A 25070-nucleotide genomic window follows, 5' to 3' on the forward strand; every position below is an offset into this window, starting at 1 on the left:
GCGTAGCGGCGGGTTGGAGGTCTTCGTGCGTGTCGGAGTGATGATCGGACCGGAGAAGGGGGATTCCGCGCGCAAGCTGAGCCGGATGCTCGACGACATCGCCTGGGCCGAGGACGCCGGGCTCGACACCGCGTGGATTCCGCAGATTCCCAGCGATTTCGACGCGCTGATCACGGTGGCGGCAATGGGATTGCGGACTCGCCGCATCGAATTGGGCACCGCCGTGGTTCCGCTGCAGGCGCAACACCCGATAGCGCTGGCCCGCCAGGCGTTGTCGGCGCAGGCCGCCGCGGGTGGGCGACTGGCGCTGGGGGTGGGTCCGTCGCATCACTGGATCGTGCGGGACATGCTCGGCTTGCCGTACGAGCGGCCGGCGGCCTACACCCGTGACTATCTGGACGTGCTGGCGGCGGGACTGACCGGCCCGGGCGCCGTCGACGTGGAGAACGACACGTTCACCGTGCACAATCCGCTCGATCTGGGCCCGGTCGCTCCGGTGCCGGTGCTGGTCGCCGCGCTCGGACCGGTGATGTTGCGCATCGCCGGGGAGCAGGCCGACGGAACGATTCTGTGGATGGCCGACGAACGCGCGATCGCCGATCATGTGACGCCCAAGATCACCCGGGCCGCGGCCGATGCGGGCCGGAAACCGCCGCGCATCGTGGCGGGACTGCCGGTCTGCCTGTGCCGGGCCGGAGAGGTCGACGAGGCGAAGGCACGGGCCAATCGCATTCTCGGCGAGGCGGAGATCTCGCCCAACTATCAGCGCCTGCTCGAACAGGGAGACGCCCGCGACGTCGGCGACATCTGTGTCGCCGGTGACGAGGCCGCCATCGCCGCCGGATTGCGCCGTTTCGCGGAGGCGGGCGCCACCGATGTCTCGATCCGGCTGCTGCCGATCGGCGACAGCCGCGACGAACTGATCGCATCGAAGCGCCGCACCCGGGAGATGATCGCGGGACTGGCCCGGGAATTACGATGAGCACCAACGCTTCTCCGGACCCCGGCTCGGACCGGCGGACCGTAGCTTCACCGCAGCACAGCTCCGGCCCGCTGGCGGGGATTCGCATTCTCGAGGTCGGAACCATGCTCGCCGGTCCGTACGCGACGATGATGCTCGCGGACCTGGGCGCCGAGGTCACCAAGCTGGAGCCGGCCGGCGGCGACATCTCCCGGCAGGTCGGCGACAGCTACTTCGCGAGTCTGAACCGCGGCAAACGCAGTATCCGGCTCGATCCCGGCAGTGTGGACGGCCGGGATCGCCTGGGCGAGCTGGTCGCGAATTCGCATGCGCTACTGGTGAATTTGAAACCGTCCGCGATCCACCGGCTCGGCCTGACCTATGCGTCGCTGCGGGAATTCAACCCGGCCATCGTCTGCGTCGCGATCACCGGATTCGGCCTCTACGGCGGCGACGATCCGGCCTTCGACTACATCGTGCAGGCCGCCACGGGGGTCGCGGCGCTCACCGGCGATCCGGACGGACCACCCACACTGCCCGGCTATTCCTCCGCCGACAACTCGACCGGGCTGACCGCGGCGCTGGGTCTGCTCGCGCAGATCGTGGCCGGACGCGGCGGTCAGGTGGACGTCTGCCTGCGCGATGTGATGTTGTCGCAGTTGAACTATCACGCGGCGGCCTATCTCAACGAGCAGAAGCGCCCACAGCGGCGACCGTTCGGCGCGCACTCGTATTACGTTCCGGCGCAGCTCTTTCCGACCGCCGACGGTTACCTGGCGTTGTTCGTCACGCATGATCGCTTCTGGAAGACCTTCGCCGCCGAGGCCGGGGTGACGGGATTCGACACCATGGCCGAACGCGTATCCCGCCGAGCCGAGGTGCTCGCCGCGGTGACCGCCGCGCTGGCCCGCGACGATGCCCGGAGCTGGGAGGCGCGACTGCGTCCGCTGGGCATTCCCGCCGCGGCGGTGCGCACGCTGCCCGAAGCGCTCGACGCCACTCCCGACGTGGTGGCTGCGGCGGGGACGTACCGCCTGGTGGCCTCGCCCATCCGAATCGACGGTTACACACCGGAATACGGCCCGCCGCCCGGGCTGGGCGAGCACGACGGTCCGTAGCCGTTGCCTCGAGCCGGTAGCGGGCCGACGGTACCGTCCGCTACATCGCCCTCGCCACCGGGCGGAAACCGGGGCGGTCGCCCGGGGACGACCGCCGGCGTCGGCCGCTCATTCGTAATGCACGGTCACCGACTCGGTCTCCGGTACCGCTTGGCAGGTGAGGACGTATCCGTCCTCGACCTCGTCGTCGGCGAGGGCGTCGTTCACCCGCATCGTGGCACTGCCCTCGCTGAGCCGGGCCATACACGTGGCGCAGTTACCCGATTCGCAGGAGAACGGCGGGGTCAGGCCCGCGCGGCGGGCGCTCTCCAGCAGTGTCTCGCCGGCGTGGCGCGGGACCGTGGCCTTCTTGCGGTTGAGGAAGATCGTGACGGTGCCACGGCTGGCGCCGGATTCGGTCACGGCTGCCTCGATCGTCGAGTCGGCGAGTTCGGGAACCGGTGCGCCGAAGCGTTCGCTGAAGATCGCCCCTGGGCCGGGGAGCGCCCCCTCCACCATTTCCATGAACTTCTCCGGCCCGCACACATAGCTGTCGGCATGACCGTCCGCGCCGACGAACTCACGCACCGCCGCCGGATCGAGTAGTCCGGCCACGCTGTCGAGATGCCGGACCACCTGCAGCCGGCCGCGGTAGCGCTCCGCCAGTTCGAGCAGCGTGGTGCCGAAGATGACCGATTCGGCGTCGCGGTCCGCGCACAGCAGCCGCACCCGCCGCGCGGTGGTGGCCAGCGCGCTCTTGGCCAGCGACAACACCGGCGTGATGCCGCTGCCGCCGCTGAACCCCAGGAGCGGAACCTCGGTGTCGCGCAGGCAGAATCGGCCGGTGGGCCGGCCCATGTCGATCTCGTCGCCCTCGGACACGGTGTCCAGCAACCAGTTCGAGACCTTGCCGCCCGGAACCCGTTTGACCGTCGTCATCAGTTCGGCGTCGGTTTCCGGTGCGCTGGACATCGAATAGGACCGGTACAGCTCGGTGCCGTCGACCCGTACCCGGAAGGTGCAGAACTGTCCGGCGCGATAGGTGAGCGGGCCGTCGTGCGGGGCCAGCACGAAGGTCCGCGCATCGGCGCACTCCTTCACGATCCGGGTCACGGTCGCGGGCCGGAACATCGGGGGACTCGCCATGGGACGCCTCTCCTGGTATTAAGATTCTTATACAAAGAGAATAGCGTTCTCCTGAACGAGATGGGATTTTCTCATGACCGAGCCGACGGCGATCGTGTTCGACGATCGGCACTACAGCCTGTCGCAGCTCGACGAGCTGGCCGGCGGACTGGCGCGGACGTTGCGCCATCGTGGCGTCCGGGCGGGCAGCCGGATCGCCGTGATGTCGTCCAATCGCCCGGAATTCGTCCTCGCGGTGCTGGCCGCGTGGAAGCTCGGCGCGGCCGTGGTCCTGCTGAGCCCCGCGTGGCGGCGCGCCGAGGCCGAGCACGCGCTCGCGATCACCACCCCGGGATTCGCGATCGGCGACCATCCCGTACTGGCCGAACTGATGCCCATGCTCGATCTCGACGAACCGATCACGCCCAGCGGCGAGGAATTCGACCCGCCGGATCCGGAATCGGATGCGGTGCTGGTGTTCAGCTCCGGCACGACCGGCTTGCCGAAGGCGGTGCGCCACACCCACGCCTCCTTCGACGCCGCGGTGCGCGACTGGCAGCAGGTGCTCGAGCTGAGTAGCGCTGACCGAATCCAGATCCTGACCCCGCCGTCCCATATCCTCGGCCTGCTCAACATCGTCACCGCGTTGCGCGTCGGCGCCTGGATGCGGCTGCATCGCCGCTTCGATCCGGAGTCGATGCTGCGCAGCATCGAACGCGACCGGATCACCGTGGAGATGGCGGTGGCGCCGATCGCACTGGCCATCGCCTCGCATCCGGAGCTGGAATCGTTCGATCTGTCCTCGCTGCGCTACATCATGTGGGGCGCGACGCCGGTGACGGTCAGCGTGGCCGAAACCGTCACCCGCCGCACGGGCGTGCGCTGGCTGCCGGCCTACGGCGCCACCGAACTCCCGGTACTGGCCTGCAATCCGATCGAGGGCGCCCGGCTGGACACCGTGGGACGAGCCGCGCCCGGGGTGTGCCTGCGGACGGCGTCGCTCGATGACGGAAAACCGTTGCCGCCCGGGGAGATCGGGGAGATCCAGGCACGGTCGCCGTCGCTGATGGCGGGGTATCTGCCCGCCGGCGCGGACGCGGGAGCCGTGGTGGACGGCTGGTACCGCACCGGCGACGTCGGCTGGATCGACGCCGACGGCTGGGTCCGCATCACCGACCGGGTGAAGGAGATGATCAAGGTCCGCGGCTTCCAGGTCGCGCCCGCCGAAATCGAATCCGTCCTGCACGGGCATCCGGCGGTCGCCGACTGCGCGGTCTTCGGTGTGGCCGACGGCACCGACGGCGAGGCGATCGTCGCCGCGGTGTCGGCCGCAGCGCCGGTCACCGCGGAGGAGTTGTCCGCGCTGGTCGCCGATCGCCTGGCCGGATACAAGCGGTTGCGCCGGGTGGTCTTCGTCCCCGAAATCCCGCGCCTGCCGTCCGGCAAGGTGCTGCGCCGAGTTCTCGAGGAGCGCTATGGACGTCCGTCTGACCAGTGAACAGCGCCAATTGCGTGATGCCGCAGCAAAATTGGCCGACGATCTGGGCCCCGGCTCGGTGACGGACCTGGCCGATCGGGAGCGGATCACGCGGCTGGACAAGACCGTCGAGCTGACCGGATGGCGCGCCCTGCGCTCCGACGGCGCGTCGGGTGTGGAAGTGGCGCTGGTGGCCGAGGAGTTCGCGCGGGGACTGGTCGATGTGGCGTTTCTGGGACCGGTGCTGGCCGACGATCTGCGTGGTCACCCGGCCGGAGACGAGGGGCGCTGGACCCTGGGGGTGCGCGGCCGCGCCGTCGACGCGGCCGGATGCGATCGGGCGGTGGTGCTCGCCGACGGCCAGGTGCTGGCCGCCCGGCTGGGGCCCGCCGCACCGCTGGCGGATCCGACCCGGACGGCGGCCGACCTCGACGGACGGCTCGAACACATCGGGGAACTGTCGGACGATCAGGCGTCGCAATGGTTCGCGCTCGCGCTGGTCGGCACCACCGCGGATCTGCTCGGCGCCGCCCGGGGCGCGCAGCGGCTGGCCGTCGACTACGCGAAAGTCCGTGCGCAGTACGGCAAGCCGATCGGCTCGTACCAAGCCGTCGCGCATCTGCTCGCCGAATCGCAGGCGCTGCTCGAAGGTTCGGTCAGCGTGCTGCGCTACGCCGCCTGGGGAGTGGACGAACTGGCGCCCGGCGAGGCGGTGCATGCCGCCCGCGTCGCCAAGATCTATTGCGCCCGCGCCGCCCGGACGGTCTGCGAAACCGCTATCCAGGTGCACGGCGGCATCGGCAACACCTGGGAATGCCTGGCGCACATCTATCTTCGCCGCGTCCTGGTCTCGACCGAACTGTTTCCCGTCCGTCTGGAGGAGATCGCCCGTGGACTTTCGTGACTCACCGGCCGAGGCCGAATTCCGGGATCGGTTGCGCCGCTGGCTGTCCGAGGTCGCCGGTGACTTCCCGACCTCCGGGGACGAATACTGGGCCCGTCAGGGGGAGTGGCATCGTGCCCTGTACGGGGCCGGTTTCTTCGGCTCGTCGTGGCCGAAGGAGTTCGGCGGACACGATCTGCCGCCGGTCTACGACGTGATCGTCGATGAGGAACTGGCCCGTGCGGGCGCCCCGCCCCGGCCGAGTCTGGGGTATCTGATCCAGGGGCTGGGCCGCCACGGCAGCGAGGAACTGCAGCGGCGATTCCTGCCCGGCATGATCGACGGCACCGAACGCTGGTGCCAGGGCTTCAGTGAACCGGGCGCCGGATCGGATCTCGCCGCACTCACCACCACCGCCACCCTCGACGGCGACCACTATGTGATCCACGGCCACAAGATCTGGACCAGTTACTCCGATGTCGCGGACTGGTGCCTGCTACTGGCCCGCACCGATCCGCAAGCGCCACGGCACAAAGGGATTTCGGCCTTCATCGTGTCGATGAAGCAGCCGGGTGTGCAGCAGCGGCCGCTGCGCATGATCAGCGGTATCACCACCGAATTCGGGCAGGTCGGTTTCGACGGCGCGATCGTGCCCGCCGACCGGATGGTCGGCGCGCCGGGTGACGGCTGGAAGCTGGCGATGACCGTGGTCGGTCACGAACGGGAACCGTCGACACTCGGTTATTCGGCTCGCTACGCCAAGACGGTCCGCGTGCTGGCCGACCGCGTCGACGGGCCGGTGCCCGACGAATTGACCTGGGCGGCGGTGCAATCGGAGATGCTGCGGCTGCATGTGCGGCGGCGTTTGTCCGAACAGCTGGACGGTGTCTCGCACGGCCCCGGCGGCTCACTCGACAAATTGCTCATGACCTGGGTGGATCAGGCCGTCGGTCATGCCGCGTTGACCATCGCCGGCACCGACGACGCCGACATGTTCGGCACCTACCTCTACAGCCGCGCCCAGAGCGTCATGGGCGGCACCTCGCAGATTCAGAAGAACATCATCGCCGCCCGCATACTCGGATTGGGAGCCTGACATGTACGACCTGCCCGCCGAAGTCGACGTCCGGGCCGAGGGCCCGATTCGCATCGTCACGCTGAACCGTCCCGACGCGCTCAACGCGGTCGACGACGCACTGCACACCGGGCTGGCCCGGCTGTGGCCCCGGCTCGGCGAGGATCGGGAGGCCCGCGTCGCGGTGCTCACCGGCGCCGGGCGCGCTTTCTCCGCCGGCGGCGACTTCTCCTACCTCGGCGAACTGAGCCGCGACGCCGAGTTGCGCGCGAAAACCATTGCGCACGGCCGCGATATCGTGCTCGGGATGGCGCGATGCCGGGTGCCGATCGTGGCCGCCGTGAACGGGCCCGCCGTGGGCTTGGGCTGCAGCCTGGTCGCCCTCAGCGATATCGTCTACATCGCCGAACAGGCCTATCTGGCCGATCCGCACGTGCAGGTAGGTCTGGTGGCCGCCGACGGTGGCCCACTGACCTGGCCGCTGCACACCAGCCTGCTGCTGGCCAAGGAGTACGCGCTGACCGGCGACCGAATCCCGGCCGAGCGGGCGCGGGAGATGGGCTTGGTCAATCACGTGGTCGCCGATCCGGTCGCCGAGGCACACGCCTGCGCCGAGCGGATCCTCCGATTGCCCAGGCAGGCAGTCGAGTCCACCAAACGGATATTGAACCTGCACCTCGAGCGAGCGGTGCTGGCCACGCTCGACTTCGCGCTCACCGCCGAGGATCTGACCTTCCAATCGGAGGATCTCCGCGCCAATCTGGCCCGGTTGTCGGCGCCGAAGAACGGCGCGAAGAAGTAGCCGTGGTACAGAAGGGCGATCCGCAGTGGTATCTGTTCCTCCCGCAGATCCGGCTCGATATGGCCGATATCGTGGCGCGGGCCCGGGCGGCGGAGGCCGGCGGATTCGACGGTATCGCCTTCATCGATCACGTGCGGGCGCCCGGCGCCGAACAGCAGCCGCTGTGGGAGGCGATGACGGTGGCCGCCTGGGTGGCCGCGCGCACCGAACGGTTGCGCATCGGTCACCTGGTGCTCTGTGACGCGCTGCGCCATCCCGCGATGCTGGCGAAACAGGCGGTGGCGCTGCAGGAAGCCAGCGGTGGCCGGTTCGAACTCGGACTCGGTTCCGGATCGGTGCCGAAGGAATTGGCCGACTTCGACATCAACCACGAGGACGGCCCCGCCCGCCGGGCCCGGCTGGAACACACACTGGCGCTGCTGCCGCGGTATTGGGCGGGTGCGGGGGAACTCGCCCTGGCACCCGCGCCCACCTCGCGGATTCCGATCGTGATCGGCGGGTCCGGTCCCGCCACCATGGCGCTGGTGCGCCGCTACGCGGACTGGTGGAATCTGCCGGCCAACCAGCTGGACCGGCTGCCGCGACTGCGGGCGAACGCGGGGTCGGCGCGCGTGTCCACCCAGCAGTTGGTGGGTTTCGCGGGGCGCGGTGCCGATCCCGACCGGGTGCGTGCGCTGAGCCTGCGCCGATTCGGTCATCTGGCAAGCGGTTTGGTGTGCGGGGACGCCGAGGAGCTGATCGCCCACTTCGCCGATGCTGTCGATGAGGGCGTCGAACGGTTCTACGTCTGGTTCACCGATTTCGCGCAGCCGCGGACTCTCGCCGAATTCGGTGACGCGGTCATCGGTGGCCTGCGGGCCGCGCGGCCGTAGCGCCCGGAGGGGCGCCGATACCGCGGCCGGCACCCGCCACGAACGCGACTTTGCCCGTCAGAGCGGTCATTTGGGCGGGAACCGCAGCGCGCCGTCGAGGCGGATCACCTCACCGTTGAGGTAATCGTTCTCCACGATGGACTGCACCAATTGCGCGTATTCCGGGGAGCGGCCCATCCGCTTGGGATGCGGAACCTGTTTGCCCCAATAGGTTTCCAGCTGATCGGCGGCCTTACCGTAGGCCGGGGTGTTGAACGTGCCGGGTGCGATGGTCACCACCCGGATGCCCAGCGGCGACAGGTCGCGCGCGGCGACCAGCGTCATGCCGACCACGCCGCCTTTGGCCGCCGAATACGGCAACTGCCCGATCTGGCCCTCGTAGGCGGCGATCGAGGCGGTGTTGACGATGACACCGCGCCGGCCCTCCTCACCCGGCTCCGACTGCGCGATCGCCGCGGCCGAGAGCCGCAGCACGTTGAACACGGCGGTGAGATAGAACTCGATCGTGGTGCGGAAGCCGTCCAACGCGAGCGGGCTGCCATCCTTGCCGACCAATCGGCCACCGCTGGCCGGCCCGCCGTGCGCGTCCACCGAGATGCGCAGCGGGCCCAGCGATTGCGCCTCGGCGATCGCCGCCTGCACCGACTCCTCGCTGGTGGCGTCGGTATGCACATAGCGGATACCGAGTTCGGCGGCCAGCTCCTTGCCCTTGTCGTCGGCGACGTCGGCCACCACCACCTTGGCTCCCGCGGCGTGCAGCCTCCGCACGGTCGCCTCGCCCAGTCCGCCCGTTCCGCCCACCACGATCGCGGAGCTACCGCTGATCTCCATGACGCTGCCCTCTCTTGAAATCAACACTCTCTTACTGAGAGAATAATGTTCTCATGAACATTAGCATGATCCTCGAGATGGCGGCCTCGGCCGGAAGCCGGCCGGTGATCACCGTCGACGGCCGATCCCTCACGGCGGCGCAGCTGCTCCGGCTGGCGCGCCGCGCGGCCGCGGACTTCGCCGACAGTTCGGCGGTGCTGTATCTGGGCGCGAACCACCTGGCCTATCCGGTGGCGCTGTTCGGCGCGGTCCTGGCCGCGGTGCCGTTCGTGCCGCTGAACTATCGACTCGGCGAACACCAGCTGTCGGCACTGCTGGCACGGCATCCGGGTGCGCGGGTGCTGCGGCCCGAGGATCTGGACGCCCTGGTGGAAACCGATGCGGCACAGCCGGATCCGGAACCGCGGCCGGCGCCGTGGGACGGTGCGGCGGTGGCCGCGATCATCTACACCAGCGGCACCACTTCCGAACCCAAGGCGGCGCTGCTGCGGCACCGCCATCTGATGGCCTACCTGCTGAACACGATGGAATTCGGCGCGGCCGCGGAATCCGACGCCGCCCTGGTGTCGGTGCCGCCCTATCACATCGCCGGCCTCACCAACCTGCTGTCCAATCTCTACAGCGGCCGCCGGGTGGTGTATCTGCCCGCGTTCGATCCGCAGCGCTGGCTGGATACCGTTCGGGCCGAACGGATCACGCACGCCATGCTGGTGCCGACCATGCTGGCCCGTATCGTCACCGCGGCCGACGGTGCCACCGCGGACACACCGACACTGGCGAGCCTGGCCTACGGCGGTTCGCGGATGCCGCGACCGGTGCTGGAACGAGCGCTGGCGATGTTCCCCGGCACCGGTTTCGCCAATGCCTACGGCCTCACCGAAACCGCCTCCTCGGTGGCGGTGCTCGGCCCGGAGGATCACCGCGCCGCGCTGGCCGCGACCGATCCCGCCATCCGCGAGCGGCTCGGCTCCGTCGGCCGGGCGCTGCCCGGCGTCGAATTCGACATCCGCAGCGCCGCGGGAGAATCGCTGCCCATCGGGCAGACCGGCCTCGTGTTCGTGCGCGGCGAGCAGATCTCGGGGGAGTACGGTGCGCGCACCGCACTCGACGCGGACGGCTGGTTCGGCACCCGCGACCTGGGCAGGCTGGACGACGACGGCTATCTGTTCATCGAGGGCCGAGCCGACGACACGATCATCCGCGGCGGGGAGAACATCGCGCCGGCCGAAATCGAGGACGTGCTCCTGACCCATCCCGGGATCAGCGAGGCCGCGGTGATCGGGGTGCCCGACCCGGAATGGGGGCAGCGGCTGGTCGCGGTCGTGGTGGGCGCCGGTGATCCCGAAGAGATCAAGCGGTGGGTGCGCGAGCGGATGCGGTCCTCGAAGACCCCCGACACGATCGTGTTCCGCGCCGAACTGCCCAAGACCGAAACCGGAAAACTGTTGCGCCGCAATCTCGTCGCCGAATCGGAGAGCTCCCATGCCTGAAGCCGTCATCGTCTCCGCCGTGCGGACCCCCATCGGCACCGCGCGCAAGGGCACGCTGCGCGACACCAACGCCTTCGACCTCGCCCACCACGTGGTCGCGGCGGTCGCGCGCGATATCGACCCGAGCATGGTGGGCGACGTCGTCCTCGGCGAGGGCCGCTACGGTGGCGGGGTGCTGGCTCGCCACGCGGCGGTCACGGCGGGGCTCACCACGGTGCCGGGTCTGGCCGCCAACCGGCACTGCGCGGCGGGAATGGCCGCGGTGCAGAGCGCGGCAGCCGGAATCCGGGCGGGGATGGACGAACTCGTCATCGCCGGCGGCGTGAATTCCGATTCCACCGGGCCGCGGGTGCGGTTCCGGGTCGGTGCCGACGAATGGATCGACCCGTGGGTCTCGCCGTCGCATCCGAACCGCCCGGACGCGCCGAATCTGGACATGTCGATCACCGTGGGCTGGAACACCGCCGTCAAGGCCGGAATTTCGCGCGCGGAGATGGACGCCTGGGCCTTGCGTTCGCACCGCAACGCGATCGCGGCCATCGACGAGGGCCGGTTCGAGGAGGAGATCGTCCCGATCGAGACGCCGCACGGCGAATTCTGCGTCGACGAACATCCGCGCCGCGACACCAGCCTGGAACGCCTCGCCGGACTGAAGGTGCTGCATCCGGAGATCGAGGGGTTCTCCGTCACCGCGGGTAACGCCTCCGGATCCAACGACGGCGCCGCCGCGCTGGCGATCGCCTCGGATCGGCTGGGCCTGCCGGCGCTGGGTGTCATCCGCGCGTGGGCCTCGGTGGGAGTGGACCCGGCCGACACGGGCCTGGCGCCGATCGAGGCGATCACCAAAGCTGTTGCGCGGGCGGGTATCTCACTGTCGGAGGTGAAGCTGATCGAAATCAACGAGGCCTTCGCCTCGGTCCCGCTGGCCGCGGTCAAGGCGCTGGACCTGGATCCCGAGCGGGTGAACTACAGCGGGAGCGGTTGCTCGCTGGGACATCCCGTGGCAGCCACCGGCGCGCGTATGATCGTCACCCTGGTTCACGAATTGCGCCGTCGCGGTGGGGGATTCGGTATCGCGGCGCTGTGTGCCGGTGGTGGAATGGGGTCGGCGACCGTGGTCGAGGTGCCGGCCCCGTGACCACCGCCGGGCGGGAGGCCAAGCGGCTGCTCGCCGCCGCCCGGGACGGTTCGCTGCGAGCCACCGGGCGGCTGCTGAGCATGGTCGAGAACGGTAGCCGCGACGAGGTTCTCGCGCTGCTCGGCTCGGCCGCCACGCCTAGGGTCCTGGGTGTGACCGGGCCGCCGGGCGCCGGGAAATCGACCACGGTGGCGGCGCTGGTCGGCACCTACCGGGCGCAGGGGGCGCGAGTGGCCGTCTTGGCGGTGGATCCGTCCTCGCCCTACAGTGGCGGCGCCCTGCTCGGTGACCGTATCCGGATGTCGGCCCACGTCGGTGACCCCGGTGTGCTGATCCGCTCGGTGGCCACCCGTGGGCATATCGGCGGCCTGGCCGCGGTGGTGCCGGCCGCGATCCGGCTGCTGACCGACCTCGGCTACGACCGGATCGTGGTCGAGACGGTCGGGGTCGGGCAGTCGGAGATCGAGGTCGCCGCGGTCGCCGATCCGACCGTGGTCATCCTGAATCCCGGTGCGGGAGACGCGATTCAAGCCGCCAAGGCGGGGCTGCTGGAGGTCGCCGACATCCTCGTGGTGAACAAGGCCGACCGGCCCGGCGCGGACCGGACGGTGCGGGAACTGCGCGGCGAATCGCCGGCCCCCATCCTCACCCTCGTCGCCGAGAACGGCACCGGAATACCCGAACTGGCCCGGGCCATCGACGCGCACCAGCGCAGCGACGACCCGGAACGCCGCATCGCCCGCGCCCGCGTGCAGATCCTGTCGCTGGTGCACACCCGGGTGCGAGCCCATCCGGATCTGGACCGCCTCGCCGCGGACGTCGCCGCGGGGACGTTGGATGCCTACACCGCCGCGCAACGGCTGGTGCCACGGTCCGCCGCCGTTCCGGCGCCGGCCATTCGGTGGTGAGCGCGCCGCGGGTGGTCGCTCACCATTCGGGATCGCGGCGGTAGATCGCGCGGTACTCCCGGGCGAAGCTGCGCCGCCCGAGCACCCGCCAGGCCAGGCGTGCCGCCGGCGGCATCTCCGCGAGAAGTTTGCGTCGCTGGGATTCGGACGCCGTGTGCATCATGAAGCCGAGGAAGACCAGTTGGCGGTTCCTCGGCATGTGCGCGCGGCCGCGTTCGCCGAGAGCCCGCCACTCCGCGACGGTCATGACCTCCTCGACCACGGACAGGACTTGGTGTTCTTCCTCGGCCAGGTGCTCGTCCAGCGCGGCGGCGAGCGCCCGTAGCGTTTCGGCGAGCCGATCGCGCACCGAAGTCGATGCGGCCGTGACGAATTCGCCCGCATCACGCCGCGCGCGCCGGACCAGCTCCGCGATGCGTTCGTGCTGTTCCTCCATGCGCAGTACCGCGCCGGCATGCATCGGGGCGCGTTCGAGCAGCAGCGGCCACATCAGCTCGTCCTCGCCGGTGTGATGCTCGTGCAGCCCGGTGCACAGCTCGTCCAGGAATGCCGCGAGCTGCCGGGCGCGCTCGACCTCGCCGGCGTCGACCCGGGCGACGAGGCCGGGAAGCGCGCGGAAGTGACTGCGAAAGGCGTTGTGCACGACGAGCATGTCGAAGGTGTCGGGGCGGAGGGGTGCGACGGCGGTGGGCATGGCGGCTCCTGTCGGTGTCGAGAACTGCGATGAGGGTGACGCGTGCCGCTTGCAGCCGACTCGAGACGCACTTGGCGGCCGCCGTCCTAGACTTTGCGCATCATGGTTCGGATTCGGGTCCTCGGAGCACTGACCGCGTCGGACGAGCGCGGTGAACTCGATCTCGGCGGTCCGCGACAGCGCGGCGTGCTGGCCCGGCTACTGGTCGCCCGGGGCGAGGTGGTGCCGGTCGACCGACTGATCGACGACCTGTGGCGCGGCGAGCCGCCGCCGCGGGCGCTGGGCTCGCTGCAGGCCTACGTATCCAATCTGCGGCGGCTGCTGGAGCCGGAGCGGGCGCCGCGTGCACCGGCAGCGGTCCTGGTCAGCCGCGCCCCCGGATACGCGCTGCGGCTCGACACCGAGGCGGTGGATGCCTGGTTGTTCGGCGCGGAGCTGGATCTGGCCGCGCGACAGATGGATCCACAGCGGCGGCGGGGCGCCCTCGAGCAGGCGCTGGCACGCTGGCAGGGGCCGGCGTACGGAGCCTATGCGCAGGAGGCCTGGGCGACCGCGGAGGCGGCGCGACTCGAGGAATTGCGGCTCAGTGCGCGCGAACAGCTGGCGGAGGCCCTGCTCGACCAGGACGAACCCGCGCTGGCGGCGGCCGAAGCCGAAGTCCTGACCCGCGAGCATCCGTTGCGTGAGGAGGCCTGGCGGCTCACCGCGCTGGCGCGCTACCGGGCCGGACGCCAAGCGGACGCACTCGCCGCACTGCGGCAGGCGCGCGAGATCCTCGCCGACGAACTCGGCATCGATCCGGGACCTGCCCTGACGCGGTTGGAATCCGACATCCTCGCCCAGCGAATCCCGGTGCAGGAGAAGGTGATCGCGGAGTCGCTCCCGCCGCGCCCGGCCGCGGCGTCCACGGCGACGCTACTGTTCGGCCGCGACGCCGAACTCGCCGCGCTACATGCGGCAGCCCGGGGCGACGGACCACGGACGGCGACGGTGACTGGTGAGGCGGGCAGCGGGAAAACCGCTCTGCTGCACCGTCTTCGCGACGAGTTGTGCGGCGCGGGATATCGCGTGGTGATCGGTCGCTGCCCGGAGGACGAGGCCGCCCCGTCGGCGTGGCCGTGGGTCGAGATCCTGCGTGCCCTGGCCGGCGAACACGATCCCGGGGAACTGGCGCCCACCCTCGCTCCGCTGCTCACCGACGGCGCGGGGCCCGATCGGGCCGACCGCGCGCACGGCCGTTTCCTGCTGCACCGGGCGGTGATCGACTATCTCACCGCGGTCGCGCACGTGCGGCCGCTGGCGATTCTGCTCGATGACGCCCATCGGTGTGATGCCGAGACCGCCGCGCTGCTCGCAGCGGTGGCCATCCGGGCGCCGGTCTTCACGGTGATCGGTTACCGGCCCGACGAGGTGCCGCCCGCGCTGGCCGATGCGCTGGCGAGTTCGGCGACCACCGTCCGTGCGCGAATCCGGTTGCGCGGCCTCGGGACAGCCGACAGCGCCCGGCTCGTCGGCGCACTCATCGGACGCGCACCCGCGGATTCGGTGGTGGCGACATTGCACGATCGCACCGGCGGCAATCCCTTCTACCTCATCGAGATCGCGCGCCTGTTGCAGAGCGAGGGCGAGCTGGTCGCCGCGTCCGAGGTCCCCGACGGTGTCCGAGATGTGTTGCGCCGCAGGCTGTCCCGGCTTCCGGAGACGGCCGTGGCCGTGTTGCGCCTGGCCGCGGTGATCGGCCGCGAATTCGACCTCGAGGTTCTGGTGCGGGCCGCCGAGGTAGGCGAGGAGGAGGTGCTGGACGCGGTCGAGGCCGGAGTGGTCGCCGGGCTCCTGCACGAACCCGGCAGCGGGCGAGCGCGTTTCGCCCATGTCCTGGTGCGGGACACGCTGCTGGGGGATCTGTCGCGGATCCGCCGCGACCGCTGGCATCGCCGCATCGGCGCCGCCGTCGAGGAGCTCGACCCGGCCGATCTCACCGCCCTCGCCTACCACTACGGGGAATCGGTGACACCGCAGACCGCGCGGCGAGCCGCCGACTACGCGGTGGCCGCGGCGCAGCGCGCCGAGCAGCGCTTCGCCCACGACGTCGCCGCCGCCGGATACGAACGCGCGGCCCACGCGCTCGAACGCCATCCCGGCGGCGACACCGTCGACGAGCGGGTGGCATTGCTGTGCCGAGCCGGACGCAGCCACCTCGTCTGCGGCGCCGGCGTCGCCGCGCGCGCCGCCCGTGACCGCGCCGCGACGCTGGCCGAGGACGCCGACCGGCCGGACCTGCTGGTGCGGGCGTTCACCGCCTGGGACGCCCCGACGCCCTGGATGAACCGGCGCTACGGTGTCGTCGACCATGCCGTGGTCGCCCGCCTCGAGACCGCGCTGCGGTATCCGGGGCTGGCATCCGCCGACCGGTGCCGGCTGTCGGTCGCGCTGGTGGAGGAGATCGGTGGCGCCGAACTCGACCGGGCGCGCCGGGTGGCCGGTGACGCCGAGGCCCTCGCCCGCGACCTCGGCGACGACACACTGCTCGCACCGGCGCTGCAGGCCCGGGCTTCGCTCTACGACAGTCCGGATCGCGGTGCGCTCGGCGCCGAACTGATCGAGATCGGGCAGCGCAACGATCACCATGCCTACCTGCTGCTGGGCCACACCGTCGCGCTGCAGGCCGCCGCCTTCGCCGGCGACCTCGAGGCGGCCCGCGCACATCTCGAGGCGGCCACCGTGCCGGCCGACCGATATCAGTGGCGGCAAGCCCAGGCGGCGAACGCGATGGCCCGGGGACTGCTGGCACTGGTGGGCGGCGACGCCGACGACGCCGAGCGACGTTACCTGGAGGCCGCCGAATTGCTCGCCCGCACAGGCATTTTCAATGCCGGTACGCTCCCGCTCATGGCGCTGTTCACGGTCCGCCTGTATCAGGGCCGGGCCGGGGAACTGGCCGAGGCGATCGAGGAATTCATCCGAAGCGCCTCGGCGGACACCGCGGACGCGACCGTCGACTTCCACGCGCTCGTCCTGCTCGCCGCCGGTGACCGGGCTGCGGCGGCCCGCATCCGGCGCCGCGCACGACCGGTTCCCGAAGACCTGTTCCGCTCGCTGTTCCTCACCCTGCGCGGCATGGTGATCGCGGCGCTCGGCACGGCCGAGGAGGCCGCCGCGATCTACCGGGACCTGGTGCGATACCGCGATCGACTCGGTGGCGCCGACACCGGGTCGTTCACCGTCGGCCCGGTCGATCTCGTGCTGGGAGACCTGGCAACGCGGTGCGGCGATCCGGATCTCGCCGCCGGACACCACCGCGCCGCCCTGCGCATCGCCGAGGCTTGCGTGAACCAGGGGTGGATCGACGCCGCTCGCGCGCGTCTCGACCACTGATCGGTCACTGGTCGCTCACAAGCAGGATCCGGATCGTCGGTACCCGACCGCCTTCCGACCCGAGGAGCTCCCGTGCCCGACACCCGCCGTATCGCCACCGACCTGCGCTTGAAGACCGTGACCAGCCTGCACCGCACACTGCTCGACGTGACCGGTGGCCGCATCGGTACCCGCTTCAAGAACATGCCCACGCTGACCCTGACCACCGTCGGCCGACGCAGCGGGCGCCCGCACACCGTGGTACTCACCGTCCCGATCGTGGACGGCGAGCGCTATCTGATCGTAGCGTCGCGGGGCGGGGACGCCGTCTCGCCCGCCTGGTACCACAACCTGTGCGCCGAGCCGCGCGTCGAGGTGTCCTTCCGGCACGGGGCGGCACGTCCCATGACCGCGCGCGTACTCACCCCGGCCGAACGCGAGGCGCGGTGGCCGCAGGTGGTGCGGGCCTATCCGGGCTACGCGGACTATCAGAAGCGGACGGCCCGGCGGATTCCGGTGATCGAGTTGTCCCCGTGCGGCAAGTGACCACCTCGTGTGCCGTCGCACGGGATGGGCTGTGCGGCAATGTATTCGGCTACGGGAATCGCACCATGGCTTCCTGCGCGAAGGAGGCGACCAGCGCACCGTTCTCGGTGAACACGTCCCCGCGGCCGAAGCAGCGGCCCTGCGCCATCACCGGGCTGTCCTGGCGCAGCAACAGCCACTCGTCGGTGCGGAACGGCCGGTGGAACCAGAGGGTGTGGCTGGTGACCGCCGAGCGGAACGCGGTGCCGTTGCCGCGCTGGCACACTCCCTCGAGCGGGCGCAGCGCGGTACCGATGAGCGTGAGGTCGGTGGCGTAGCCGGTCAACGCCGGCGCGAGCGCGGCGTCGGCGGCCGGCGTCCGCATCCACAACTCGAATTCCGGTGCGGCCGAACCGGTGTCGTCGAGGTCGACGTTCGTCCGTGTCTCCCACGGGATGATGTCGAAGCCGGCCTTGTGCTCGGCCGAGAGCAGCGGCCCGATCGGCGCGGTCGCCTGCTGTTCGGGACCGTCATCGGCGGCGTGCAGCGACATCGCCGCGGTGGCAACGATTCCCGAGGCCTGCTCGGCCAGCACGGTTACCGAGGCGAAGGTCCGCCCCTGATGCTGGACCTGCACACGGTATCGAAGCGCCTCGTCCGGTTTACCCTCGCGGGGAAACAGCGCGTGCAGCGATTTGACGGATTTGTCCGGACAGGTCAGCTGCGCGGCGCGCACGAATTGCGCCAGCAACTGGCCGCCGAAGATCCGGTAGTACCCCAGGCTCTGGTTGGGGCCGGAGAACACCGCGGTATCGCGGTCGTCGCCGGCCGGAACCGAACGCAGGTCGAGACAAGCGAGAAGGTCGCTCCACAGATCGGGCATGAGTCCGAGTGTAAGCGACCTTCTCTATCGGGAGAATGGAATTCTCAGCCTTGGGCAAAGCCGTGAGCGCAGAAGTTCCAAACTTCCTCGGCGGTGATCGGGTGGGTGGTCTCCTCGTCGATGCCGCCGGTGGACTGCGCGGTGAACATCACCGTCTGCATGACCATCGCCGCGGTCCGGCGGGCATTGAGTTCCTTGCGCAACCGGCCCTGCTCCTGGGCCTTCTCCATCAACTCCGTGATGAGGCTCAGCAGCGGCGCATGCGCCACCTTCACCTGCGCGGGATGCGAAACCAGCAGCTGCGGAGCGAAATCCGTGAACAGCGGGCGCTGCGCGGTCGGATCCGGACGGCTCAGTTCGAACAGCAGCTCGATGGTCACCCGCAGCTGGTCGATCGGATCGTCCTGCCCGTCGGCGGCCGCCCGGAGCTGGTCCGCGGTGCGGCCGAGCGCATCCTCGAACAGGGCCAGCAGCAGTTCGTGTTTACCGTCGAACTGCAGGTAGAAGCTGCGCAGCGACTGCTTGGAGCGGTCCACCACTTCCTGCACGGTGAAATCGGTGGTGCCCTTTTCGGTGATGATGGCCTGGGCCGCGTCGAGGAAGCGCTGCACTCGCTGTTCGGCACGCAATTTCGCGGTCCGGATCGAGCGCTCGACGGCGCGTTGCTTCCAGGCGGGCTCTTCGCTGGGGCTGCTCACGGTCGGCTCGGTCCTTGGTTATGTGTGCAGAACATGAATGCACTGTACCGGAGAATGTCATGTTCCCGGGCACTGAGGGCGCGTGTTCGGGAACGGCATGAGAGACTGTTACTTTCTGTTGTGGAGAATGATATTCTCGCGTCGGTAGGCGGTCTAGCGGCCAGAGAGGCGGTCCGGGATGCTTGTGGAGTTCGACTCCGAACAAAGACTCTGGCGCGACACCGTGCGCGAGGCGGTCGGCAAACAGTGTCCGGCGTCGCTGATCCGCGAGATCGCCGACAAGGACGGCGACCCGATGCCGTTGTGGCGCACCTACATCGAGCTGGGCTGGACCGAATTGACCGGCGACGCGGCCGCTGTCGAGCTGGCGATCGTCCTCGAGGAACTGGGCCGGGCCACCGATCCCACGCCGTATCTGGCCACGATGACCCAATTCGCCCCACTGGCAACGGAATTCACCGATCCCGCGGTGGCCGGCACGGCCGTGTACGAGGGTGTGGACGCGGTCCTCGACGCCGACGGCTGGGTGCTCGGCGGCACCGCCCACCACATCCTCGACGGCGACCGCGCCGAACGGTTCGCGGTGGTGACCAAAGCGGGCGTGTTCGTGGTGCCGGCGGCCGAGGTGCAGGTGCGCCGCAGCGCGGTCTTCGATCCGGTGCTGCACATCGCCGAGGTGCGCTTCGACGGCGTGCGCGCCGGACACGATCGGCGCAGCACGGTGGATGTGGCGCGGGCGCGCCAGTTCGCCGCCACCGGGATGGCTCTGACCGTCGTCGGCGCCTGTCAGCGGATTCTGGACCTGGTGCTGGACCATGTGCGCACCCGCCACCAGTTCGGTGTGCCGATCGGCTCGCTGCAGGCGGTCAAACACAAGGCCGCCGATATGCATGTGGCGATCGAGCGGGCCCGGGCGCTGGCCTATTTCGCGGCGCTGACCATCGCCGAGGACGACCCACGCCGGGCGCTGGCGGCCTCGATGGCGAAGGCCGGCGCGGGGGAGTGTCAGAACGTGGTGTTCCGCAACGGCTTACAGCTGTTCGGGGCCATGGGTTTCACCTGGGAGAACGACCTGCAGTTCGCGCTCAAACGAGCCCATGCCGGCGAGCTGATGCTCGGCGGTGCGGCCGAACACCGGGCGCTGATCGCCGAGGAGTGCCGTGCAACTGAGATTTGACGACGACGTCGAGGAGTTCCGGGCCGAATTCGTGGCCTTCCTCGACGCCCATCTGCCCGATGCGGCCACCGCGAGCCGGCGGCGGTCGCATTCCAGCGCCGACGTCCCCGAATGGGCGCGCGACTGGCAGCGGCTGCAGTTCGATCACGGCTGGCTGCTACCCGGCAACCCGCCCGAATTCGGCGGGCGCAACGCCGGCATCCTGCAGCAGTACGTCCATCTACAGGAGTTGTCGGACCGGCGTATCTATCACAGCTTCAATCCGCAGGGCGTCGGAATCGTCGCCGCGTCGCTGCTGTCGTTCGGCACCGAGGAGCAGAAAACCCGGTGGGCGAGAAGAATTCTGCGCGCGGAGATCACCGCCGCGCTCGGTATGAGCGAACCCGGGGCGGGATCGGATCTGGCCGGTCTGCGCACCCGGGCCGTGCGCGACGGTGACGAATTCGTCGTCGACGGGCAGAAGGTGTGGACCTCCGGCGCCCACGACGCCGATGTGCTGCTGACCTTCGTGCGCACCGATCCCGACGCGCCGAAACACAAGGGGATCAGCGTGCTGCTGATTCCCACCGATACCCCCGGCGTGACGCGACGACCGTTCGCCTCGGTCTGCGGTCCGCACGATCTGGATTTCAACGAGGTGTTCTTCGAAGGTGCGCGGGTGCCGGCGGAGAATCTGGTCGGCCCGCTGCACGGCGGATGGGGCGTCGCGAACGGCTCGCTCGGACACGAACGCACACTGCTGTGGTTGTCCTACGCGGACCGGCTCGAGGAACTGGCCGCCGATTTCGCCCCGGAGACGGTGCTCGATCGCGATCACTACGCCACGCTGATCATGGACAGCTACGCCCTGCGGCTGCTCGGTTCGGCGGCGCTGGCCCGCGCCGCGCGCGGCGAACAGGATGTGGCGGCGCTGTCGGTGCTGAAGGTCTTCGGCTCCGAAGCGGTGCAGACCGCCTCCGGACACGCCCTGCGCGCCCAGGGAGCCGGCGGCCTGATCCATCCGGCGCGGACCACGCCGTTCAACCCGCTGAATCTGGATGCCTTCGGCGCCGGCTGGTTCGAGCGCTACACCCGCAGTTTCGCCGGGACGATCGCCGGCGGCACATCCGAAATCCAGCGCAACATCATCGCCGAGCGCGTGCTCGGCCTGCCCCGAGGCTGAGGAGCCGTCGTGTACATCACCTACGAGGCCGCCGACAAAATCGCGACCATCACCCTGAACCGGCCGGAGGCGGCCAACGCGCAGAACGGCGAACTGCTCGATGAACTCGACGCCGCCTGGACCCGCGCCGCCACCGACGACGAGGTGTCGGTGATCGTGTTGCGCGCCAACGGAAAACACTTCTCCGCCGGCCACGATCTGAAGGACCGGTCGTGGCCGGACCCGTCGAAGATCACCCTCGACCGCATCTACGCCCTCGAGTCGCGGCGCTATCTGGAGTACTCGCTGCGCTGGCGCAACACTCCCAAACCGTCGATCGCCGCGGTCCAGGGCCGCTGCATCGCCGGTGGACTGCTGCTGTGCTGGCCGTGCGATCTGATCGTGGCCGCCGAGGACGCGCAATTCTCCGACCCGGTGGTGCTGATGGGCATCGGCGGGGTCGAATATCACGGGCACACCTGGGAATTGGGTCCGCGCAAGGCCAAGGAGATCCTGTTCACCGGGCGCCCGATCACCGCGCGGGAAGCCGAACAGGTCGGCATGGTCAACACCGTCGTCCCGCGCGACGAACTGGACTCGCAGACCCGGGCATTGGCCGAACGCATCGCCGCGATGCCGCCGTTCGGACTGCGCCAGGCCAAGCGCGCGGTCAATCAGACCCTCGATGTACAGGGCTTCTACGCGGCCATCCAGTCGGTGTTCGACGTGCATCAGACCGGGCACGGCAATGCGCTCAGCGTCAACGGTTATCCGATTCTGGTGAACCTGGACGAGATGAAACAGAAGATCGAGTGAAGGGCATATCCATGCGCAACAAGATGATTCGCGGTGCGGCGGGTCTGTGCGGCATCGCGGTGATCGCGGCGGCGACCGTCACCGGTTGTAGTGACGACAAGTCCGACGACACCGCCACCACCACGACGGCCGCGGCCGCGACCACCTCCGCGGCGGCGCCCGCCGCCGGATCGTCGGCGGCCGATCCGGCGACCACCAAGGCGGTCACCGACGCCTACGTCTTGTTCTTCGACGCCGAACAGCCCGCCGACAAGCGCGCCGCCGCCGTGGAGAAGGGCGACGTGTTCGCGCCGGTGCTCACCGCCCAGGCCGGCAACCCGCAGGCACAGGGCACCTCCGCGACGGTCTCGAAGGTCACCACCGTCGACGCCGGACATGCCGACGTGACCTACACGCTGCTGATGGGCGGCAATCCGGTGCTTCCGGATCAGGCCGGGCAGGCCGTGCAGGAGAACGGACAGTGGAAGGTCGCCGCCACCACCTTCTGCGCCCTGCTGAAGTTGCAGGGCGGCACCGCCCCCGCCTGCTGATCGGTTGCTCCCGGCTCCTGATCGACCCGCAGCGGCAGGGGGCACACCGCCGCGGCCGGCACCGGCTGGCACACTGCAAGGGTCCCGCCGATCACCGCGGGGCGATGCGAGCGCCGGCCGAACGCCGGCGTGCCAGGTGCGCCCGGTCGGCGTCGGTTCGCCGTCCGGCGGGAGAGTGAGAACCGAATATGGACGACCACGCGGTGGCCGCCGAGCTCGCCCGGGAAGCCGGTGAGCTCCTGCTCGAGATTCGTGACCAGGGCGGTGCGGTCGGGGACCGGCGTTCCGACGAACTGCTGCTGAAGCGGCTGGCGGAGCTGCGGCCCGACGACGCGGTTCTCTCGGAGGAGAGCACCGACGATCCGATTCGCCTCTCCCGCAGCCGGGTCTGGATCGTCGACCCGCTCGACGGCACGCGCGAATACGGGCAGCCGCCGCGGGCGGATTGGGCCGTGCACGTGGCGCTGGCGGTGGACGGCCGCGCCGAAATCGGTGCCGTCGCGCTTCCGGTGCCCGGGCTGGTGCTGGAAACCGGTGCGCCGCCGGTACTTCCGCCCGCCCACGACGGCCCGCCGCGCATCGTCGTCTCCCGCAGCCGCCCACCCGCCTGCGTGCACCACCTCACCGCCGCACTCGGCGCCGACACCATCCCCATGGGTTCGGCCGGCGCCAAAGCGATGGCGGTCGTGCGCGGCGAAGCCGACATCTACGCCCACTCCGGCGGCCAATACGAATGGGACTCCTGCGCACCCGTCGCGGTGGCCGCCGCCGCGGGCCTGCACACCTCGCGCCTGGACGGTTCACCGCTGATCTACAACCAGCCCGACCCCTACCTCCCGGATCTGCTCATCTGCCGGCCGGAGCTGGCGGACGAAGTCCTGGAAGCCTTGCGAGACTTCGGCATCTGAGTAGCGGCGTCACCGCGGTGCGCCCGGTCATTCGCCCGCGCGCATCCGGGCCAGGTTCCAGCTGTTCCAGGTTTCGTCGTCGGCTCCGTGGGTGAGCCGCTGCCGCAGGTCGAGGCGGATCGGTGCCGGGAGACGATCGAGGACGGGAACGATATCGGCCGACAGCCCGGACAGATAGTCGACGTCGAGTTCTTCACCGCGCTGCCAGCGGTCGATGTTCTCCGACGCGACCAGCGCCTCGGGATTCGCGACGGCGAGCACCAGCAGCGCGGCCACCGCGGTCGCGAGGGTGGTGCGCGGTAGCCACGCCGTTTCCAGGCGCAGGACCGCGACGATCACCAGCAGGTAGACGGCGCCGAGCCAGAGTTCACAGGTTCCGACCAGCAGACGCAGCACGGTGAACCCGTATGCCTGCTGATAGGTCCACATGCGACCGAGCGCGGAGGCGATGATCACCAGGGTGAGTCCGCTGATCGTGCAGAGCAGGCCGCGCAGCCAGATGCGGTCGGTCGCCGAATCCCTGGTGGCCCGGTGCAGTACGGGCAGGATGACGGCGAGTGTGAGCAGGGTGACCGCGGCCAGTTGCCAGAATCCGCTGCGCGCGTAGTCGGCGTAGGTCAGACCGGCGGTGCGCTGCACATAGTCGTCGCCACCGAACAGGGCAACCAGCTGCGCGCCGAGGAACGACGCGAACAACACCGTCAGCGCCCCGACCGGCAGCGCCCATTCCAGTCGTGCCAGTGTGCGTTTCGCGGGTCGGGTCCGTGCGTCGGCCGGAGCCAGGGGACCGGCCAGCATGTACAACGCGCTCAGGGTTGCCGTACCGGCGAGCAGGAACACCACGATCCATCGAGTGGTGGTGGCGGCGTCCATGCGCGGCACCAACCCGGTGACGATGGCGGCGAAGGTAGCGTCGGCGCCGGCGAGCAACGGCACGAACACCGCCAGGATCACCACCGTGGCAACCACGGACGCACCGAGGCGCCAGTGCCGTGCTCCGGGGCTGCCCCGCCGCCTGCGCTGCGCCGCGTACACCCAGGCGAGGGCGCCGGCCGAGGCGAGCGGGACCGCGATCGCGTCGTGGAGCGCTCCGCGCGCCGACGGCCGCCCGACCACTGCCAGCGACCCGCACACGGCCGCCGCGATCAGGCAGAGGACGAACAACCATCCCGCGGCCCGGAAGGTGCCCACCGCGAGCAGCGCGAGGGCGGCGGCCGCCCACCAGCGGCCGGGCCGGATCCGGCGTTCCGGGGGTGTTTCCGACCGGTTCGTGGCGCGCCGATGGACGGTGCCGACCGCGACCGCGGTGGCGGAACCCGCCAGCAGCCAGCCGATTCCGGGCCGGTCCAGGGGCACGGTGGCCGCCGCGACCAGACCGGCGACCCCGGCGGCGGGCAGCACGCCCGCCGGGTAGACGACCCGTCGCGCGCGGGCCGGAACGGTCGCCGCGGACCCGGGATGTACCCCCGTGCCGGGAGCATCGACGGGTATCGGCGCCCCGCCGTCCGCGGTGAGCCGATCGTCCGCCGGGCCCCGGCGAGGTGGGTCGGCTACCACCACCACGGCCGTCCCAGCGTCACGTGACCACACCGGCGCTTCGTCGCGCCCGGCTGTTGCCGAGGCGCCGGCAGTGGGACAGCCGTGCGACGCTCCGCCCGGAATTTCGGCAACTGGCCGGGCTTCGG

Annotated in this window: 23 protein-coding genes; 17 read left to right on the top strand and 6 right to left on the bottom strand. The window is 70.1% G+C overall.

Features of this window, described 5'->3' with window-relative positions; genetic code table 11:
• The first annotated feature begins 25 nt into the window (after nt 1-25).
• Together NK1_RS11930 and NK1_RS11935 are read left to right on the top strand one after the other, a co-directional pair.
• Complete coding sequence (locus tag NK1_RS11930; protein ID WP_063008663.1) at nt 26-982, top strand: TIGR03564 family F420-dependent LLM class oxidoreductase; 957 nt, start codon at nt 26-28, stop codon at nt 980-982.
• Nucleotides 979-2079, top strand: a complete 1101-nt coding sequence (locus NK1_RS11935; RefSeq protein ID WP_084460796.1) for a CaiB/BaiF CoA transferase family protein — start codon at nt 979-981, stop codon at nt 2077-2079. The genes NK1_RS11930 and NK1_RS11935 overlap by 4 nt, the downstream gene beginning before the upstream one ends.
• A gap of 108 nt (nt 2080-2187) precedes the next feature.
• On the opposite strand, the gene NK1_RS11940 is transcribed toward NK1_RS11935, so the two are convergent.
• The gene (locus NK1_RS11940) at nt 2188-3204 is read right to left on the bottom strand and encodes a ferredoxin--NADP reductase (protein WP_063008595.1); all 1017 of its coding nucleotides are present in this window, start codon (nt 3202-3204) and stop codon (nt 2188-2190) included.
• 73 nt (nt 3205-3277) lie between these two features.
• On the opposite strand from NK1_RS11940, the gene NK1_RS11945 reads away from it, so the two are divergent.
• From NK1_RS11945 to NK1_RS11965, 5 genes are read left to right on the top strand one after another with little or no spacing between them, the layout of a single operon-like run.
• Nucleotides 3278-4681: a class I adenylate-forming enzyme family protein gene (locus NK1_RS11945; RefSeq protein ID WP_063008596.1), complete on the top strand. Its 1404-nt coding sequence runs from the start codon at nt 3278-3280 to the stop codon at nt 4679-4681.
• Nucleotides 4659-5564, top strand: a complete 906-nt coding sequence (locus tag NK1_RS11950) for an acyl-CoA dehydrogenase family protein (RefSeq protein ID WP_063008597.1) — start codon at nt 4659-4661, stop codon at nt 5562-5564. The genes NK1_RS11945 and NK1_RS11950 overlap by 23 nt, the downstream gene beginning before the upstream one ends.
• Nucleotides 5551-6639 carry an acyl-CoA dehydrogenase family protein gene (locus tag NK1_RS11955; RefSeq protein WP_063008598.1) on the top strand — a complete coding sequence of 363 codons (1089 nt, stop codon included), beginning with the start codon at nt 5551-5553 and terminating at the stop codon, nt 6637-6639. The genes NK1_RS11950 and NK1_RS11955 overlap by 14 nt, the downstream gene beginning before the upstream one ends.
• A 1-nt stretch (nt 6640) precedes the next feature.
• Nucleotides 6641-7420 carry an enoyl-CoA hydratase/isomerase family protein gene (locus NK1_RS11960; protein WP_063008599.1) on the top strand — a complete coding sequence of 260 codons (780 nt, stop codon included), beginning with the start codon at nt 6641-6643 and terminating at the stop codon, nt 7418-7420.
• A 59-nt stretch (nt 7421-7479) separates the two neighbouring features.
• Nucleotides 7480-8292, top strand: coding sequence for an LLM class flavin-dependent oxidoreductase (locus tag NK1_RS11965; protein ID WP_063008665.1), 813 nt, complete (start codon nt 7480-7482; stop codon nt 8290-8292).
• Between the two features lie 66 nt (nt 8293-8358).
• Here NK1_RS11965 and NK1_RS11970 read toward each other — a convergent pair whose 3' ends face one another.
• Nucleotides 8359-9123 carry an SDR family NAD(P)-dependent oxidoreductase gene (locus NK1_RS11970; protein ID WP_039782600.1) on the bottom strand — a complete coding sequence of 255 codons (765 nt, stop codon included), beginning with the start codon at nt 9121-9123 and terminating at the stop codon, nt 8359-8361.
• A 53-nt stretch (nt 9124-9176) separates the two neighbouring features.
• Here NK1_RS11970 and NK1_RS11975 point away from each other — a divergent pair, with 53 nt between their 5' ends.
• Genes NK1_RS11975 through NK1_RS11985 form a run of 3 tightly spaced genes read left to right on the top strand, consistent with a single transcriptional unit; the run spans nt 9177 to nt 12659 of the window.
• The gene (locus tag NK1_RS11975; RefSeq protein ID WP_063008600.1) at nt 9177-10613 is read left to right on the top strand and encodes a class I adenylate-forming enzyme family protein; all 1437 of its coding nucleotides are present in this window, start codon (nt 9177-9179) and stop codon (nt 10611-10613) included.
• On the top strand, nt 10606-11751 hold the full coding sequence (locus NK1_RS11980; protein WP_063008601.1) for a thiolase family protein: 1146 nt from the start codon (nt 10606-10608) through the stop codon (nt 11749-11751). The genes NK1_RS11975 and NK1_RS11980 overlap by 8 nt, the downstream gene beginning before the upstream one ends.
• Entirely contained in the window at nt 11748-12659 is a 912-nt protein-coding gene (locus NK1_RS11985; RefSeq protein WP_063008602.1) for an ArgK/MeaB family GTPase, read from the top strand. Before NK1_RS11980 ends, NK1_RS11985 begins: the two co-directional genes overlap by 4 nt.
• Nucleotides 12660-12678: 19 nt before the next feature.
• Here NK1_RS11985 and NK1_RS11990 read toward each other — a convergent pair whose 3' ends face one another.
• Nucleotides 12679-13353, bottom strand: a complete 675-nt coding sequence (locus NK1_RS11990) for a hemerythrin domain-containing protein (RefSeq protein WP_245660453.1) — start codon at nt 13351-13353, stop codon at nt 12679-12681.
• A gap of 102 nt (nt 13354-13455) precedes the next feature.
• On the opposite strand from NK1_RS11990, the gene NK1_RS11995 reads away from it, so the two are divergent.
• On the top strand, nt 13456-16728 hold the full coding sequence (locus tag NK1_RS11995) for an ATP-binding protein (protein ID WP_063008667.1): 3273 nt from the start codon (nt 13456-13458) through the stop codon (nt 16726-16728).
• Nucleotides 16729-16800: 72 nt separating this feature from the next.
• Complete coding sequence (locus NK1_RS12000) at nt 16801-17253, top strand: nitroreductase/quinone reductase family protein (protein WP_245660454.1); 453 nt, start codon at nt 16801-16803, stop codon at nt 17251-17253.
• Between the two features lie 49 nt (nt 17254-17302).
• On the opposite strand, the gene NK1_RS12005 is transcribed toward NK1_RS12000, so the two are convergent.
• Nucleotides 17303-18115, bottom strand: a complete 813-nt coding sequence (locus NK1_RS12005) for an acyl-CoA thioesterase (protein ID WP_063008603.1) — start codon at nt 18113-18115, stop codon at nt 17303-17305.
• A gap of 44 nt (nt 18116-18159) precedes the next feature.
• Nucleotides 18160-18813: a TetR/AcrR family transcriptional regulator gene (locus NK1_RS12010; protein ID WP_063008604.1), complete on the bottom strand. Its 654-nt coding sequence runs from the start codon at nt 18811-18813 to the stop codon at nt 18160-18162.
• A 178-nt stretch (nt 18814-18991) separates the two neighbouring features.
• On the opposite strand from NK1_RS12010, the gene NK1_RS12015 reads away from it, so the two are divergent.
• The 5 genes from NK1_RS12015 (at nt 18992) to NK1_RS12035 (ending at nt 23385) form a co-directional block, all read left to right on the top strand.
• Nucleotides 18992-19990 (top strand): acyl-CoA dehydrogenase family protein, encoded by a 999-nt coding sequence (locus NK1_RS12015; protein ID WP_063008669.1) that lies wholly within the window; start codon nt 18992-18994, stop codon nt 19988-19990.
• Nucleotides 19974-21152, top strand: coding sequence for an acyl-CoA dehydrogenase family protein (locus NK1_RS12020; protein ID WP_063008605.1), 1179 nt, complete (start codon nt 19974-19976; stop codon nt 21150-21152). Before NK1_RS12015 ends, NK1_RS12020 begins: the two co-directional genes overlap by 17 nt.
• A gap of 9 nt (nt 21153-21161) precedes the next feature.
• Nucleotides 21162-21947 (top strand): enoyl-CoA hydratase, encoded by a 786-nt coding sequence (locus NK1_RS12025; RefSeq protein WP_063008606.1) that lies wholly within the window; start codon nt 21162-21164, stop codon nt 21945-21947.
• Between the two features lie 11 nt (nt 21948-21958).
• Entirely contained in the window at nt 21959-22477 is a 519-nt protein-coding gene (locus NK1_RS12030; protein WP_063905976.1) for an MTB12 C-terminal domain-containing protein, read from the top strand.
• Nucleotides 22478-22665: 188 nt separating this feature from the next.
• Entirely contained in the window at nt 22666-23385 is a 720-nt protein-coding gene (locus NK1_RS12035) for a 3'(2'),5'-bisphosphate nucleotidase CysQ (RefSeq protein WP_030516349.1), read from the top strand.
• Nucleotides 23386-23412: 27 nt separating this feature from the next.
• Here NK1_RS12035 and NK1_RS12040 read toward each other — a convergent pair whose 3' ends face one another.
• The gene (locus tag NK1_RS12040; RefSeq protein WP_245660455.1) at nt 23413-24948 is read right to left on the bottom strand and encodes a DUF4153 domain-containing protein; all 1536 of its coding nucleotides are present in this window, start codon (nt 24946-24948) and stop codon (nt 23413-23415) included.
• Between the last annotated feature and the right edge of the window lie 122 nt (nt 24949-25070).

Origin of the sequence: Nocardia kruczakiae NBRC 101016, from assembly GCF_001612965.1 — a bacterium.
Lineage (GTDB): Bacteria > Actinomycetota > Actinomycetes > Mycobacteriales > Mycobacteriaceae > Nocardia > Nocardia kruczakiae.

Excerpts from the sequence above, each read along its gene's own strand:
- NK1_RS11945 (WP_063008596.1), top strand. The coding sequence starts at position 3,278 with ATGACCGAGCCGACGGCGATCGTGTTCGACGATCGGCACTACAGCCTG.
- NK1_RS12035 (WP_030516349.1), top strand. The coding sequence starts at position 22,666 with ATGGACGACCACGCGGTGGCCGCCGAGCTCGCCCGGGAAGCCGGTGAG.
- NK1_RS11970 (WP_039782600.1), bottom strand. The coding sequence starts at position 9,123 with ATGGAGATCAGCGGTAGCTCCGCGATCGTGGTGGGCGGAACGGGCGGA.
- NK1_RS11980 (WP_063008601.1), top strand. The coding sequence starts at position 10,606 with ATGCCTGAAGCCGTCATCGTCTCCGCCGTGCGGACCCCCATCGGCACC.
- NK1_RS12005 (WP_063008603.1), bottom strand. The coding sequence starts at position 18,115 with ATGCCCGATCTGTGGAGCGACCTTCTCGCTTGTCTCGACCTGCGTTCG.
- NK1_RS12030 (WP_063905976.1), top strand. The coding sequence starts at position 21,959 with ATGCGCAACAAGATGATTCGCGGTGCGGCGGGTCTGTGCGGCATCGCG.
- NK1_RS11975 (WP_063008600.1), top strand. The coding sequence starts at position 9,177 with ATGAACATTAGCATGATCCTCGAGATGGCGGCCTCGGCCGGAAGCCGG.
- NK1_RS11965 (WP_063008665.1), top strand. The coding sequence starts at position 7,480 with ATGGCCGATATCGTGGCGCGGGCCCGGGCGGCGGAGGCCGGCGGATTC.
- NK1_RS11950 (WP_063008597.1), top strand. The coding sequence starts at position 4,659 with ATGGACGTCCGTCTGACCAGTGAACAGCGCCAATTGCGTGATGCCGCA.
- NK1_RS11990 (WP_245660453.1), bottom strand. The coding sequence starts at position 13,353 with ATGCCCACCGCCGTCGCACCCCTCCGCCCCGACACCTTCGACATGCTC.
- NK1_RS11940 (WP_063008595.1), bottom strand. The coding sequence starts at position 3,204 with ATGGCGAGTCCCCCGATGTTCCGGCCCGCGACCGTGACCCGGATCGTG.
- NK1_RS11935 (WP_084460796.1), top strand. The coding sequence starts at position 979 with ATGAGCACCAACGCTTCTCCGGACCCCGGCTCGGACCGGCGGACCGTA.
- NK1_RS11995 (WP_063008667.1), top strand. The coding sequence starts at position 13,456 with ATGGTTCGGATTCGGGTCCTCGGAGCACTGACCGCGTCGGACGAGCGC.
- NK1_RS12015 (WP_063008669.1), top strand. The coding sequence starts at position 18,992 with ATGCTTGTGGAGTTCGACTCCGAACAAAGACTCTGGCGCGACACCGTG.
- NK1_RS11960 (WP_063008599.1), top strand. The coding sequence starts at position 6,641 with ATGTACGACCTGCCCGCCGAAGTCGACGTCCGGGCCGAGGGCCCGATT.